Here is a 13,275-nt window from a genome sequence, read left to right on the forward strand (position 1 = left end):
CTCCGCAGTCCTGAACTGCTGACGGCCCCCGCCGTCGGATTCCTCCGGGAAGCCGACGGCGGGGGCTTCGTCGTTCAGGCGGGCTCGCTAGCGGCTGTGCAGGACTGTGGTGCCGTGGCGGTAGCCGAGGCTAATCAATTCGGCCAGGACGGCTTCGTCGATGTCGGCGAGCTTGTTGATGTAGAGGCAGCCGGCGCCGGCCTTGTGCTTTCCCAGCCGGCCGAGGAGCGCAGCCGCCTCCGGTGCATTCGTCAGGCCGTACAGCGAGAGGCTCGCTTTGCGGGGCGAAAACCCCACCGCGGCAGTGTCCCCCTCCCGCCCTGTGGCGTACCTGTAGTGCACGCTGCCGAACCCGACGATCGTGGGACCCCACATCTCCGGTTCCTCGCCCGTCAGTTCCGCCATGAGGGCACGGAGGCGCACGGCGTCCTGCCGGCGTACGGGGTGCTCCACAGCCGCGATGAAGTCGTCCGCCGAAACCCCTGTCACCTGTGTCTTGTTCTCCGCCATGGAGGCAGTGTACTGAACCGTCTGCCGGGCAGCGGAATAAAGGCCGGACCTGCCGGGTTGAGCGAGTAGATGCAAATGCATGTAAGCGCCAATCAGAGGAGACCGCCATGGAGACCCGCCGCATAACCGTTCTGTCCGCCGGCCTGGGAGTGCCGTCGTCGACCCGCCTGCTGGCCGACCAGCTGGCCGCCGCCGCCACACGCGAGCTGACGGCGGCCGGCTACGAGGTGGCCACCGACGTCGTCGAGCTCCGCGACCTCGCCGTGGACATCGCCAACAACTTCGTCACTGGCTTTGCCCCGCCCCGGCTGGCGGAAGTGATTGCCGCCGTCGAGGCCTCCGACGGCATCATCGCGGTCTCGCCGGTGTTCAGCGCGTCCTACAGCGGGCTGTTCAAGTCCTTCATTGACGTGCTCGATCCCAAGTCCCTGGACGGCAAGGCGGCGCTCCTGGGGGCCACCGGCGGAACGGACCGCCACCAGATGGTGCTGGACCACGCCATGCGCCCGCTGTTCAGCTACCTGCGCACGCGGACCGCCGCCACCGCCGTCTTCGCCGGCCCCCAGGACTGGGGAAACACGGACGACGGCGGAACGCCCCTTTCGGCGCGGATCGAACGGGCGGCGGCAGAGTTCAGCCGTCTCCTGGAAGGCGACCAGCCCGGCCGCAAGCCTGCCCCGCTGGAGTCGCTGCCCTTTGAGCAGCTGCTGGCCGGGATCTCGGGCGGGCGGTAGGGCGAACTAATCGCGGCACCCGCTCGTTGTGCCGGGCATGAAATGTCCCATTGATTCTTCAGACCTGGTCATGAGCGAACGCAGCGGGGTGGAAATCGACTACTGCCCGCAATGCCGGGGCGTGTGGCTGGACCGCGGCGAACTGGACAAGATCATCGACCGGGTCAACGCGGGAGCGCCGGCGGCACCTGCTGCGCCCGTTACCCCTGCTCCGGGGTCACCCGCACCCGGCATGGCTCCGCCGCCGCTGTACCGCAACTTCGAACCGCGGCGTGACCAGCCGCGTTACGACGACCGCAGCTACGGCAAGGGATATGACCGCGACTACGACCGCCGCCGCAACAAGAAGAAGGAAGGCTGGCTGGGGGACCTGTTCGACTTCTAGCCAGCCACCCGCTGCCGTTTGCTGCGCCGTGGCTAGCGGAGCCGGTCAGTCGTCCAGCAGTGCGATGAACTCGCGCGCCTGCTTCATGGTGATGTCCGAGTGCCGGGTCAGCGCGGTGGCGGCTGCTTCGATGTTGCCGCTCTTCGCGAGCGTGCGGATGCGGCCGTAGATCTCGTCATTGAGCATGTTGCTGCTGACCTCCCGGGTGACATCGCCCTTGCTGGCGATGGCCCGGTACCGGTACGGGAACCGCTGCGGCGGCTCGTCGTCGTCCTCGGGTTCGCTGGGCACCTGGGCCGGGGAACGGAAGGGCTGCGGGTGGGCTGCCAGCGCGGCCACCGCGTCCCGTGATGCGCGCAGGCCCTGTCCTGACACTTCGTAGTACAGCTTGATCGCAGCCATGGCCTGGCCCTGGGCGATGAGCGCATACAACCGCCGGTGTTCGTCCTCGGACAGCTTGGCTGCGGCTTCCCTGGCCAGCTCTGCGGACTCCGCTGGCGGTTTGGCGGGCTCCGTGACTGTACGGCGGCGGCTCAACGTCCGCGCCGTCAGGGCCACGGCCACAGCCACGGCCACGAGGATCAGGAAGGGGATCAGGAGCGATTCCATGGTTACAGCCGATCTACGTATTGCTTGGCGGTCAAAAGGTTGGAGTGGGTGGCCTGGCGCAGAAGCCTGATGGCCTGGAGCTTCTGCCCGTTGCGCACCAGGGTCTGCAGCTGTAACACCAGCTGCGGGTTCAGCATGGTTCCGGGCACAGGCGCCGCGGGATAAGAGCCGTGCGGGTAGTCAGGTTGGCGGCCGGGATCGTGACCAGGATGGCCCGGGGGCGTTGCCGGACGATGCTCATGCTGCTGGATCTGCTGCTGCCTGTTCTGGCTGGGCAGGGCTGCCGCCTCCATGCGGGCCCGGGCTGCCAGGGCCGCCTGAACCTGGGCTGTGTAGTGGGCTTGGGAGCGCCGGGCCAGCTCCAGTTGGTAGCGGTCAGCATCGGACATTCCTCCGTCGCGCGGCTTCAGTGCCGTGGCAAACGCCCAGAGGGCTGCGGCGAGGACAAGGGCAGGAACCAAGACTGTCAGAACGTCGCCCATACCTAGAGCTTAACGCCACATCCGCGTTATCCACAGCATATGCCCGGCCGCGCATAGTGCGGCCCTGCGGCGGCGCCGGTTGCGGCCTTGGGAGGGAAGAATCGTCCAGCCGGCATGCATGCGGGGACGGATTCAGGCATATGCCGGTGACCCGTATCACAAACAGGATATAAAGGCGGCGAAAACTCCTGCCAGAGGCTGACTTACCGGCCGGTATCCCCAGCGGGCGGTTAAGGCTGTGGATGAAGGTTGGCGTAAAAATTAAATTTGTCCACAGGAAAATTCGGACGTTTCCGCAGGTCAGAGGCCATATATGCCGGAAAGAAAATTTCTATCCACAGCTTCCCCCACAGGCTGTGCACAAGCATCAGTATCTTGTGCACACGTTATCCACAGAGGTGCGGAACTGCGGGCTTTGTGAGTGGCCGGCTGGGCGCTAACGTTGCGGAGACACCCCATTCGGGTGGGTTTTCCCTTCCGGCCTGAAGACCGGAGCCGGCGGACAGCCGGACTCCGGGAGATTCGTGCTGCCCTGTGGAAAACCTGTGGATGAGGCGTCGCCGGGGTTCAGCGGCCGGGACTGAAAAATGTCAGGGCCTGCTGGTGTAGTTGCATCAGCCCGGGCAGCAGATTTCTGCAGCTCGGACCACCCACGGCACACGGCACACGCGCCGCAGTTCCCTGCACGGGCTGCGGACACAATGGAGGACGGCAGCTTTGTCAGTTACGCACCTGGACTCAATAGAAGGTACCCGCGAATCCGAAGGCAGCCGCAAACCTCCCCAGGACATCCCCGCCGAACAGTCCGTCCTGGGCGGCATGATGCTCTCCAAGGACGCCATTGCGGACGTGGTTGAGATCCTGCGGGGGCAGGACTTCTACCGCCCCGCCCACGAAACCATCTACGAGGCCGTCATCGACCTCTACGGCCGCGGTGAACCCGCCGATGCCGTCACGGTGTCCGATGAACTGACCAAGCGCGGCGAGATCAACCGGATCGGCGGCCCCGCCTACCTCCATGAGCTCATTCAGACGGTGCCCACGGCCGCGAACGCAGGCTACTACGCCGAGATCGTGGCCGAGCGCGCCGTGCTCCGCCGGCTGGTCAACGCCGGCACCAAGATCGTGCAGCTCGGCTACGGGCAGGACGGCGAGGTGGAGGACCTGGTCAACCAGGCCCAGGCGGAGGTCTATGCGGTCGCCGAACGCCGTACGGCCGAAGACTACGTCGTCCTGAAGGACGTCATGGAGTCCACGGTGGATGAAATTGAGGCCTCCGGCCACCGCGGCGAAGGCATGGTGGGCGTTCCCACCGGCTTCTACGAGCTGGACGAGCTGACGCATGGCCTGCACCCGGGCCAGATGATCGTCATCGCCGCCCGTCCCGCCGTGGGTAAGTCCACCTTCGCGCTGGACTTTGCCCGCTCGGCCGCCATCAAGAACAACCTGAGCACGGTGATGTTCTCGCTCGAAATGGGGCGCAACGAGATCGCCATGCGTCTGCTCTCGGCCGAGGCCACCATCGGCCTGCAGGACCTTCGCAAGGGCACCATCAAGGACGAGCAGTGGTCCAAGATCGCCACCACCATGGGGCGGATGAATGACGCCCCGCTGTTCATTGACGACAGTCCGAACATGTCCCTCATGGAGATCCGGGCCAAGTGCCGCCGCCTCAAGCAGCAGCACGACCTCAAGCTGGTGATCCTTGACTACCTGCAGCTCATGAGTTCAGGCAAAAAGGTGGAGTCCCGCCAGCAGGAAGTCTCCGAGTTCTCCCGTGCGCTGAAGCTGCTCGCCAAGGAACTCCAGGTCCCCGTCATCGCGCTGTCGCAGCTGAACCGTGGGTCCGAGCAGCGCCAGGACAAGCGCCCCATGGTTTCCGACCTGCGCGAATCGGGGTCCATCGAGCAGGACGCCGACATGGTAATCCTGCTGCACCGCGAGGACGTGTACGACAAGGAGTCCCCGCGCGCCGGTGAGGCAGACATCCTCGTGGCGAAACACCGTAACGGCCCCACCAAGGACATCGTGGTTGCCTTCCAGGGCCACTACTCGCGGTTCGCCAACATGGCGGGGGACGCCGGCGGAGGCGGCGGCTTCTAGGCTGCGCTGCTGTTGCTAATGCCGCTGCTAGTGCGGTTGTGACTGCAGCAGGTGGTTGGGCAGCCTGTTTCCGGGGGCTGCTGCCCTGATTTCCAGTAGCTCACGGGCGTGGGCGTGGAGCCGCTTGTCCTCCTCGGACACCGGGGTCCATGCGGGGATCGGGACCGAGGTGCCCTCGGCGTCGCGGGCCACCATTACGGTGAGGCAGTAGGTGGTGAGGTTCAGCTCGCGGCCCTTGGGGTCCCCCGAGCGGACGTGTACCGCAATGTGCATGCCCTTGGTGCCTGTGTAGACCAGCCGTGCCTCCACCTCCACCACGTGGCCGATCAGCAGCGGCCGGTAGAACCGGACCCCGCCGGAGAAGACGGCCACCGTGTCCCGGCCGCAGTAGCGTGAGGCGCAGACATATGCGGCCTCGTCGATCCATTTCATGACGATGCCGCCATGGACCTTGCCGCCCCAGTTCACGTCGGTGGGCGCCGCCATGAACCGCAGGACGACGCGCTCGGCCGTGCCGGCATCGGTATATTCCTGGGCGTTCATCGCTTTGACGATCTGCTCACGGATCCCGATCCGGGCAAGGGCGTGGTCCCGCTCTTCCAGTTCCTCCGGCGTAGCCGGCTCGAACTGCTTCACCGGGACGGGTTTCCCGTCCTCGCCAACCGCCACAAAGATCACCATGCACTGGCTGCGCATGGTGGCCGGTCCGCCCTTGGGGTCCCCGGAGGAAACCACGGTGCGGATGTGCATGGAGGAGCGGCCTGTGTAGACGATGGTGGCCGTTACCTCAACCATGTCGCCGATGTTCACCGGATCGGCAAAGTGGATGTTCCCCACATAGGCGGTGACGCAGTAGGACTTGGCCCAGCCTACGGCAGCCGCATAGGCCGCCTTGTCCACCCACTCGAGTACCGTTCCGGCGTCAACGGATCCGCTGTGGCCCACGTCCATGGGGGCGGCCAGGAAGCGGAGGGTTACTGAGTTGGCGGCAGTCTCGCTCATGCTCGCAGTTTACTGACCGCCGTCCGAACGGCAGATCCGGGCCTTCACAAAGGCGCGCACGGTCGCCATAAGGCCCTCAGGCCGGGCGTTGGCGTCATTGACAAGACCGATTGGCCATTCCACTAACGATAATGATTATCATTAGTCCCATGTTGATGAGACGATTTGCACTTCCCGACGCCACACCCGGGCGCCACCGCGGCCGCCCCCACGAGCCCTTCGCGCGGCCCTTGGCCCGGCCCTTCGCAGGACCGCCCACCACGCCGGCTACTCACCGCAGCAGGGCGCCGTATGCTGCGCCGCTGGCCGCAGCCTGCGGAGCCGCCCTGCTGCTGTCAGGTTGCGCAGCCGGCACTGGGCAAGATTCTGCGCAAAGTTCCGCACCAACTTCCGCCGGAAGTTCCGTCAATCCTTCGCCGCAGACGGAGGCCGCAGAACCCGCCGAGCTCCGCGCCCCCAAGCCGCGCCTGGTCTACACCTACGCCGGCGGTGCCGGCGTGCTCGATGCGGCCACCCTTGAACCCGCGGGCGATGTTGCACTGGAGGGCTACAACCGCATCAGCCCTGCCGGGGACGGCCGCCACGTCCTGGTTGCGGCGGGCGACTCGTTCCGCGTCCTCGATGCCGGCGCATGGACTGAGCGGCATGGCGACCACGGCCATTCCTATGCCGCCCGGCCCGCGCTGACGGACCATGCGTTCGGGGCCAGCAAGCCGGGCCATGTGGTGCGGCACGCCGGCAGGACCGTCCTGTTCAGCGACGGGTCGGGCAAGGTGGAGTCGTTCGAGTCAGCCGCCCTCGGAGCGCTTGCCGAAGGCGGCCTTCCGAAGACGACGACCTACACCGCACCCGAGGCCCACCACGGCGTTGCGGTGGAGTTGGAGGACGGCAGGCTGCTGGTGACCGTGGGAAACGAGAACTCCCGCAACGCCGTGGCGCTTTTGGGTCCTGCCGCTTCTTCCGAGGGGGGCGCCTCCTCCGGGGCCGCTGGCCGGGGCCGCAAGGAGGTCCTCCGGAGCCAGGACTGCCCCGGCGTCCACGGTGAGGCAGTGGCGGGTGAAAATACCGTGACCTTCGGCTGTGAGGACGGGATGCTGGTATTCAAGGACGGCAGGTTCTCCAAGACCTCCAGCCCCGACGCCTATGGCCGGATGGGAAACCAGGCCGGTTCGCCGGCGTCACCCGTGGTGCTCGGGGACTACAAGGCGGACAAGGATGCGGTCCTGGAGCGGCCCACGCGGATTTCGCTGGTGAACACCGGCACCAAAGCCCTCAGGCTGGTGGATCTTGGCACCAGCTATTCCTTCCGGTCGCTGGGACGCGGTCCGGCGGGGGAGGCGCTGGTCCTCGGCACCGACGGCGGGCTGCATGTTCTCAATCCGCTGACCGGTGCAATCGTGACAACGGTGCCGGTCGTGCCGGCCTGGCAGGAGCCCGGGGCCTGGCAGGATCCGCGGCCCACCCTGTACGTCCAGGGCTCCACCGCCTATGTGACCGAGCCGGCCTCGCGGAAACTCCACGCCGTCGACCTGAACACGGGGAAGGTGGTCCGCACGGCTTCGCTGCCCCATACACCCGATGAACTGACGGGCGTCACCGGCTGAAGCAGGGGAAAAACGACGGCGGCCGCCCACCCGGCGCCGAAGCGCCAGGCGGGCAGCCGCCGTCGTTGTTGTTTTCCTGGACACTCGCCGCCGTGAAGCGGCGCCCGGAAATGTTACGCGAGAACCTTGAGCTTTGAATCGGCGCGGCCGAACAGGGCGGCGTCCGCCGAGATGCGGCCGGCTCCGGCGAGGGCGATGGCCGCGGCTCCGGCTGCCAGCAGGAGGACCAGCTCGTAGCCGCCGGTGGCGGCGAAAACGCCGGCCGAGGCGTGGACCAGGAAGAAGGCGCCCAGCATGTCCAGGGCGAGCAGGGCGGCGAAGACGCGGGTCAGCACGCCAAGGATGAGGGCGATGCCGCCCGCGAGTTCCAGGGTGGCGACCACCGGGGCGGCGATTTCGGCGGCCGGAACCCCCATCTTGGCGAAGGATGCCTGCGTGCCGGCGATGGTGAATTCGCTGAACTTCTGCCAGCCGTGCGCGGCGAAGAGGAATCCGGCGATCACTCGCAGGATCGTCAGGGCTGTGGTGGTCTGGGTGGACTGGTTCATGGAGATTCTCACCGTTCGGATCGATTGGGGGGTTGTCTCTTTGGGCACGCGGTCCGGAGCGCGTCGGATGAAGCTTCCCTTCCACTGTCCCGAAGTTTTGTTGAAGTGTCAACTAATGTGTCGTGGTTATCTTTTCTGTGCCAGCTAGGCTGAAACCGTGCCCCAATCGCCTTCCGCCACCGTTTCCACCCCAAAACCCGAGAGCCACGGCCGTGAAATCCTCCGGCTTGCCGTTCCGGCATTTGGCGCCCTGATCGCCGAACCGCTCTTTCTGCTTGCCGACTCGGCGATCGTCGGCCACCTCGGCGTTGCCCAGCTGGCCGGCGTCGGGCTGGCCTCGGCGGTGCTGCATACGGCCGTTGGGCTGATGGTTTTCCTGGCCTACTCCACCACCCCGGCAGTGGCACGGGCAGTCGGTGACGGCCAGCTTGGCAGGGCGCTGGCCGCCGGGCGCGACGGCGTCTGGCTCGCCCTGCTGCTGGGCACCGTACTGGCGCTGGCCGGGTTCCTTGCCGCGGAGCCGCTGATCGGGCTCATGGGGCCGGGCCCGGAGATCCGCACCTTCGCCGTCGATTACCTGCGCTGGTCCATGCCCGGGCTGGTCGCCATGCTGCTGATCTTCGCCGGCACAGGCGTGCTGAGGGGACTGCAGGACACCCGGACGCCCTTGGTGGTGGCCACGGCGGGATTCACGCTGAACATCGTGCTGAACCTGGTGCTGGTTTACGGCCTCGGCCTGTCTGTGGTCGGATCGGCCGTGGGAACGAGCATTGCGCAGTGGGCCATGGCCGCAGTGTACCTGGTGATGGTGCAGCGCAACGCCCGTCACCACGGCGTCAGCCTGCTGCCCGACTGGCATGGGATCCGGGCCATGACCAAGGTGGGCTCCTGGCTCATGCTGCGGACGCTGAGCCTGCGCACCGCCATCCTCGCCACGGTCCTGGTGGTCACGGCCCAGGGGGCCGTGAACCTCGCCGCCCACCAGCTGGCCATGACTGTCTTTACCTTCCTCGCCTTCGCACTGGACGCCCTGGCCATCGCCGCGCAGGCACTGATCGGCAAGGAGCTGGGCGCTTCCAATCCCGGCAAGGCCAGGATCCTGACCCGGACCATGATCCGCTGGGGTGCCGGCTTCGGGGTGGCCACCGGCGTGCTGCTCGCCGTGGCGGCCCCGTTCGCAGGTGCCCTCTTCACGTCCGACGCCGGCGTCCAGTCAGTGCTGACCGCGGCCCTCTGGGTACTGGCCGCGGGCCAGCCCCTGGCCGGGTACGTGTTCGTGCTCGACGGGGTGCTCATCGGCGCCGGCGACGCAAAGTATCTGGCGATTGCCGGCGTCGTAAATCTTGCGGTGTACCTTCCGCTGCTGCTGGCGGTGCCGCTGGCCGGGGCCGACGGCGCGGCGGCGCTGGTTTGGGTGTGGGTGGCCTTTTCGCTGGGCTACATGTGCGCCCGCGCCGTAACGCTGGGGCTGCGGGCCAGGACAGACCGCTGGATGGTGCTCGGCTCCTAACAGGCCCGGATTCGCCGGCACAGGCTGGCGCACTAAACTGGAGCGGTGACTTCCCCCGCTACCCCTGCCCAGTCCGACGTGCCTGCCCCCTCGGCGGAACTGTGGAAACCCGCCCTGCTGCGGGCCGCCGCCGCGCTGGTCTTCGGTGCCGTGACAGTGTTCTGGGCGGCTCCTTCCGTGACGGGCATGTCGCTGACGGGCAGCGTGTATCTGCTGGCCACCGGCTTGATCCTGCTCTGGGGCATTCCGCTGACCGGCTTCCGCCGTGACGCACCGGCCGGCCGGCTTCTGTCCGCCGGCGGCGCAGCCCTCACCGGTGCCGGCGTGGCCCTGCTGTTCCTGCACGGCAGCCTGGTGTTCGCCGTAATCGGCGCCTTGGGCCTGGCCGTGGCGTCGGCAGCCGAGCTTTACCTGGGCATCAGGTTCCGCGGACGGCATGTCCTGGCCCGCGACTGGCTTGCCTCCGGCGTCATCGGGCTGGGCACGGCCGCGACGCTGCCGTTCTTCGTGGAACTTGGCCCGCACGCGCTGCTGGGGGTTGCCGGTGGCGGGGCCATCATCTCGGGTGTGCTGTGGATCCTGGCAGGCCTCTCGCTCCGGCACGATGCGCGGACGGACGCGTCAAAGGCCGTAAACTAGTACTAAAGGTTCTACTCGTTGTAGAACAGCCGTTGGCTGCCAGCAGCCCTTCAGAACACCACACAGTACAGCGGGCAGGCCGCATCGCGCCGCCCGCACGGGAGGAATCACCTTGGCACACCAGAAACCAGGAGAACCGCGCAATCTGCGGACCTCGGTCAAGGGACCCCTGATGTTCTCCGCCTTCTGGGCTGTGGTCGCCTTCTTCGCGGTACTGATCTTCGCCTCCGGCGGCAGCGCCCGGTCGCCGCGGTTCGACCTGGCCTTCACCGGCGCCGGCATCGCCTTCATTGTTACGCTCGTCATCGCCGCGATGCTGTCCATGAGCTACAAGGACAACGCGGCCCACCTGGGTAAGGGCTCGGGCGTGAACCTGAGCTCGGCGCGGAAGTCCTCGCAGGGGCACGGCGGGCAGGGGACCCAGGGCGGTCCGGATGCTCCGGGCACTGCGGGTCCTGCCGCACCCGGTGAGTCCGGGCCCGACGGCGGAGCCTCCTAGCGCCCGACGGCAAGCCGCCGGCGCGGCTTGCTTTCCGCGGGTGTGATTATTCCCCGCGCGCGCTGATTACTCTCCCCTGGCGCTGGTTATTCTCCGCTGGCGCGCCGTGCCCGGTAGGCCGCCACATGCGCGCGGTTGGCGCAGTTTCCGGTATCGCAGTATCTCTTGGACCGGTTGCGGCTGAGATCGAGCACCGCCGCGTCGCAGTCATCGGCCGCGCACACGAGCATGCGGTCCATCTCCTTGCTGCGGATCACGTCCACGAGGGCCATGGCCGCCTCGGTGCCCATCCTGTCCGCCAGCGGTGCTTCGCGGGTGGTGGCGTGGAGGTGCCAGTCCCACTGGTCGTGCTTGAGCAGCTGGGGGAGGGCGTGGGCCTCGCGCAGGAGCCGGTTCACGCCGTCCACCGCAGTGTCCTCGTCGGCCGTCCACAGCCTTGCCAGTTCGGTGCGCAGTTCGTGGACGCTGGCCAGCTCGGCGGCATCGTGCGTGCGGGCACCGCTGAATCCCTCCTGACGGAGGAACTCATCCAGATCCGCTACCGTGGGCAGGTTTTCCTCGCCGTTGGCGGCCGAGTTGATGAGGTTCACCACAAAGCGCAGCGAGAGTTCCGTGTCAGGGGCAAAGACCACCTTGACTCCTTACAGTGCCGGGGCGTAGTGTCAGGACCAATACCCCACTTTACTCCTGACGGGAGGCATCCGTGCCCGTATCGAACAACCGCGCCCAAACGGCGCTCACTTCCGTGGCGCCGGCTCCGGCCCGCCTTCCGGCCCCGGTTGCGGCTCCCGCTCCCGTGCAGCCTTCCGCTCCTGCCCCTACCGCTGAGGCCACGGCCACCGGCTTCCTTGCGTCAGGACTGGGTATCGCCCTTTTTTCGTCTGCGATCTTCGGGCTGTCCGGCTCCTTCGCCAAGGCGTTGCTGGAAACCGGCTGGACGCCCGGGGCTGCCGTCACCGCCCGGCTGACAGGCGCCGCGCTCATCCTCGCGATCCCCGCTGTGCTGGCGCTCCGGGGCCGGTGGCACCAGCTGCGGTCGAACTGGCTAACGATTCTCCTGTTTGGCCTGATCGGCGTCGCAGGCTGCCAGTTGTTCTACTTCAACGCCGTGGCCAGGCTGTCGGTTGGCGTGGCACTGCTGCTCGAATACCTTGGGCCGGTGCTGATCGTGCTGTGGCTCTGGGTGGCCAGCCGGAAGCGGCCGCGCGCCCTCACCATCGCCGGGACGCTCCTGTCCCTGGGTGGCCTGGTCCTCGTCCTGGACCTCACGGGGGCGGTGAAGGTGGACGCCGTCGGCGTGCTCTGGGGCCTGGCCGCGGCCGTCTGCCTTGCCATCTATTTCTTCCTCACGGCCAAGCAGAACGACACGCTGCCGCCCATCGTCCTCGCATCGGGCGGGCTGCTGACCGGTGCCGCGGTCATGTGGCTGATGGCGGCCACCGGCCTCCTCCCGATGGCCATGAGCACGGCCGACACCAAACTCGGCCCCTTAACCACCCCGTGGTGGGTCCCGCTGGGCGGTCTTGTGGTGCTGGCCACCGTCCTGGCCTACGTCTCCGGGATCATGGCTGCACGCGCGCTCGGCACCAAGGTGGCCTCATTCGTCTCCCTCACCGAGGTCCTGTTTGCCGTGATCTGGGCATGGCTGCTGCTGGGCGAACTGCCTGGTGCAATCCAGCTCGCAGGCGGACTCCTGATCGTGGGCGGCGTGCTCTGCGTCCGGCTGGATGAGCTCCGGGGAGCCAAAACCGGGGCGCCGGCGGCGGCGACCGGACCGCTTGACCACGCGAACGACGTCGAACCCGTCCCCTAGGTCTTTACCGGTTAAATGCCGGAGGGCCGGACGCATGGTGCGTCCGGCCCTCCGGTGTTCCCGGGTTAGCGGGAGGCTTCCTCCTGCTGGGAAGCGTTGCGGCTGGCCTGCTTGCCGGCCTCGTCCAGGGCCTGCGCCACCTTGGCAAGGGCTGCGGCGTGCTGGCCGTGCCACTCGCTGCGGAACTTTTCGGCGTCCGGGCCCTTCCAGTCGGTGCCCTCGAGCACCTTGGTCAGCAGGGACTTCTGCTTCTCGATTTCATTCGAACCAGCCTGAAGCTTGGTGCCCAAGTTCTTCAGCTGCGCAATGTCTGCACCCCAAATAGCCATTACATTTCTCCTTTAATCAACGGACCCGATCCAGTCGGCATCCCCAGCGGCCTCCGGCTCGTCCGGAAGATCCATTGCCTAAAAACTATCCTCCGGCCCGGAACAGTGTCGATGGGCAGCGCTCCCCATGGAGCCCTCCCCATGGCCACACGCCCCGCCTGAAGCGGGTCCGGAAGGGTCGATCCTCGGCGTTCCAGAGCCTAGCATGGGGGTATGTGCCGGAATATCCGTACCCTTCACAACTACGAACCGCACGCCACGTCCGAGGAGATCCACGCCGCGGCGCTGCAGTACGTGCGAAAAATCAGCGGCAGCACCAAGCCCTCCAAGGCCAATGAGGAGGCGTTCGAGCGCGCCGTGCACGAGATAGCGCACGTGACCCAGCACCTGCTCGAATCCCTGGTGACGCACGCTCCCGCGAAGGACCGGGATGAGGAAGCGGCCAAGGCGAAGGCCCGCGCGGCCGTTCGCTTCGGGACGGCCTAGGTCCGGTCACCCGCCGCGGGTA

16 protein-coding genes are annotated in these 13,275 nt (G+C 67.1%); 9 read left to right on the forward strand and 7 right to left on the reverse strand.

Annotation, left to right across the window (positions count from 1 at the left end; all coding sequences use genetic code 11):
• Positions 1 to 87: 87 nt before the first annotated feature.
• Positions 88 to 510, reverse strand: coding sequence for a DUF1801 domain-containing protein (locus R5O87_RS14150; RefSeq protein WP_410556508.1), 423 nt, complete (start codon positions 508 to 510; stop codon positions 88 to 90).
• 107 nt (positions 511 to 617) lie between these two features.
• Here R5O87_RS14150 and R5O87_RS14155 point away from each other — a divergent pair, with 107 nt between their 5' ends.
• Positions 618 to 1,244 (forward strand): FMN reductase, encoded by a 627-nt coding sequence (locus R5O87_RS14155; protein WP_410556507.1) that lies wholly within the window; start codon positions 618 to 620, stop codon positions 1,242 to 1,244.
• 70 nt (positions 1,245 to 1,314) lie between these two features.
• Complete coding sequence (locus tag R5O87_RS14160; RefSeq protein WP_462836311.1) at positions 1,315 to 1,629, forward strand: TFIIB-type zinc ribbon-containing protein; 315 nt, start codon at positions 1,315 to 1,317, stop codon at positions 1,627 to 1,629.
• 45 nt (positions 1,630 to 1,674) lie between these two features.
• Here the strand turns inward: R5O87_RS14160 and R5O87_RS14165 are convergent, their stop codons facing one another.
• Positions 1,675 to 2,238, reverse strand: coding sequence for a hypothetical protein (locus R5O87_RS14165; RefSeq protein ID WP_410556505.1), 564 nt, complete (start codon positions 2,236 to 2,238; stop codon positions 1,675 to 1,677).
• Positions 2,239 to 2,240: 2 nt separating this feature from the next.
• Entirely contained in the window at positions 2,241 to 2,720 is a 480-nt protein-coding gene (locus R5O87_RS14170) for a hypothetical protein (protein WP_410556504.1), read from the reverse strand.
• Between the two features lie 717 nt (positions 2,721 to 3,437).
• Here R5O87_RS14170 and dnaB point away from each other — a divergent pair.
• Positions 3,438 to 4,823, forward strand: coding sequence for a replicative DNA helicase (gene dnaB, locus R5O87_RS14175; protein WP_003800110.1), 1,386 nt, complete (start codon positions 3,438 to 3,440; stop codon positions 4,821 to 4,823).
• 27 nt (positions 4,824 to 4,850) lie between these two features.
• On the opposite strand, the gene R5O87_RS14180 is transcribed toward dnaB, so the two are convergent.
• The gene (locus tag R5O87_RS14180; RefSeq protein ID WP_410556503.1) at positions 4,851 to 5,825 is read right to left on the reverse strand and encodes an acyl-CoA thioesterase; all 975 of its coding nucleotides are present in this window, start codon (positions 5,823 to 5,825) and stop codon (positions 4,851 to 4,853) included.
• Between the two features lie 155 nt (positions 5,826 to 5,980).
• On the opposite strand from R5O87_RS14180, the gene aztD reads away from it, so the two are divergent.
• On the forward strand, positions 5,981 to 7,429 hold the full coding sequence (aztD, locus tag R5O87_RS14185) for a zinc metallochaperone AztD (protein WP_410556502.1): 1,449 nt from the start codon (positions 5,981 to 5,983) through the stop codon (positions 7,427 to 7,429).
• Between the two features lie 113 nt (positions 7,430 to 7,542).
• Here aztD and R5O87_RS14190 read toward each other — a convergent pair whose 3' ends face one another.
• Positions 7,543 to 7,977, reverse strand: coding sequence for a DoxX family protein (locus R5O87_RS14190; protein ID WP_410556501.1), 435 nt, complete (start codon positions 7,975 to 7,977; stop codon positions 7,543 to 7,545).
• A gap of 157 nt (positions 7,978 to 8,134) precedes the next feature.
• Between R5O87_RS14190 and R5O87_RS14195 the strand changes: the two genes are divergently transcribed.
• From R5O87_RS14195 to R5O87_RS14205, 3 genes are all read left to right on the forward strand, one after another.
• On the forward strand, positions 8,135 to 9,487 hold the full coding sequence (locus tag R5O87_RS14195) for an MATE family efflux transporter (protein ID WP_410556499.1): 1,353 nt from the start codon (positions 8,135 to 8,137) through the stop codon (positions 9,485 to 9,487).
• Positions 9,488 to 9,532: 45 nt separating this feature from the next.
• Complete coding sequence (locus R5O87_RS14200) at positions 9,533 to 10,126, forward strand: hypothetical protein (RefSeq protein ID WP_410556498.1); 594 nt, start codon at positions 9,533 to 9,535, stop codon at positions 10,124 to 10,126.
• Positions 10,127 to 10,238: 112 nt separating this feature from the next.
• The gene (locus R5O87_RS14205; protein WP_410556497.1) at positions 10,239 to 10,625 is read left to right on the forward strand and encodes a hypothetical protein; all 387 of its coding nucleotides are present in this window, start codon (positions 10,239 to 10,241) and stop codon (positions 10,623 to 10,625) included.
• 86 nt (positions 10,626 to 10,711) lie between these two features.
• On the opposite strand, the gene R5O87_RS14210 is transcribed toward R5O87_RS14205, so the two are convergent.
• Positions 10,712 to 11,257, reverse strand: coding sequence for a CGNR zinc finger domain-containing protein (locus R5O87_RS14210; protein ID WP_410556496.1), 546 nt, complete (start codon positions 11,255 to 11,257; stop codon positions 10,712 to 10,714).
• A 164-nt stretch (positions 11,258 to 11,421) separates the two neighbouring features.
• Here R5O87_RS14210 and R5O87_RS14215 point away from each other — a divergent pair, with 164 nt between their 5' ends.
• Entirely contained in the window at positions 11,422 to 12,438 is a 1,017-nt protein-coding gene (locus tag R5O87_RS14215) for an EamA family transporter (protein ID WP_410556575.1), read from the forward strand.
• Between the two features lie 65 nt (positions 12,439 to 12,503).
• Here the strand turns inward: R5O87_RS14215 and R5O87_RS14220 are convergent, their stop codons facing one another.
• Positions 12,504 to 12,767 (reverse strand): hypothetical protein, encoded by a 264-nt coding sequence (locus R5O87_RS14220; protein WP_410556495.1) that lies wholly within the window; start codon positions 12,765 to 12,767, stop codon positions 12,504 to 12,506.
• Between the two features lie 213 nt (positions 12,768 to 12,980).
• Here R5O87_RS14220 and R5O87_RS14225 point away from each other — a divergent pair, with 213 nt between their 5' ends.
• On the forward strand, positions 12,981 to 13,253 hold the full coding sequence (locus R5O87_RS14225) for a DUF2277 domain-containing protein (RefSeq protein ID WP_410556494.1): 273 nt from the start codon (positions 12,981 to 12,983) through the stop codon (positions 13,251 to 13,253).
• The last annotated feature ends 22 nt before the right edge of the window (positions 13,254 to 13,275 follow it).

The sequence above is a fragment of the Arthrobacter globiformis genome (assembly GCF_046536215.2).
In the GTDB taxonomy this organism is placed as follows: Bacteria; Actinomycetota; Actinomycetes; order Actinomycetales; family Micrococcaceae; genus Arthrobacter; species Arthrobacter globiformis_E.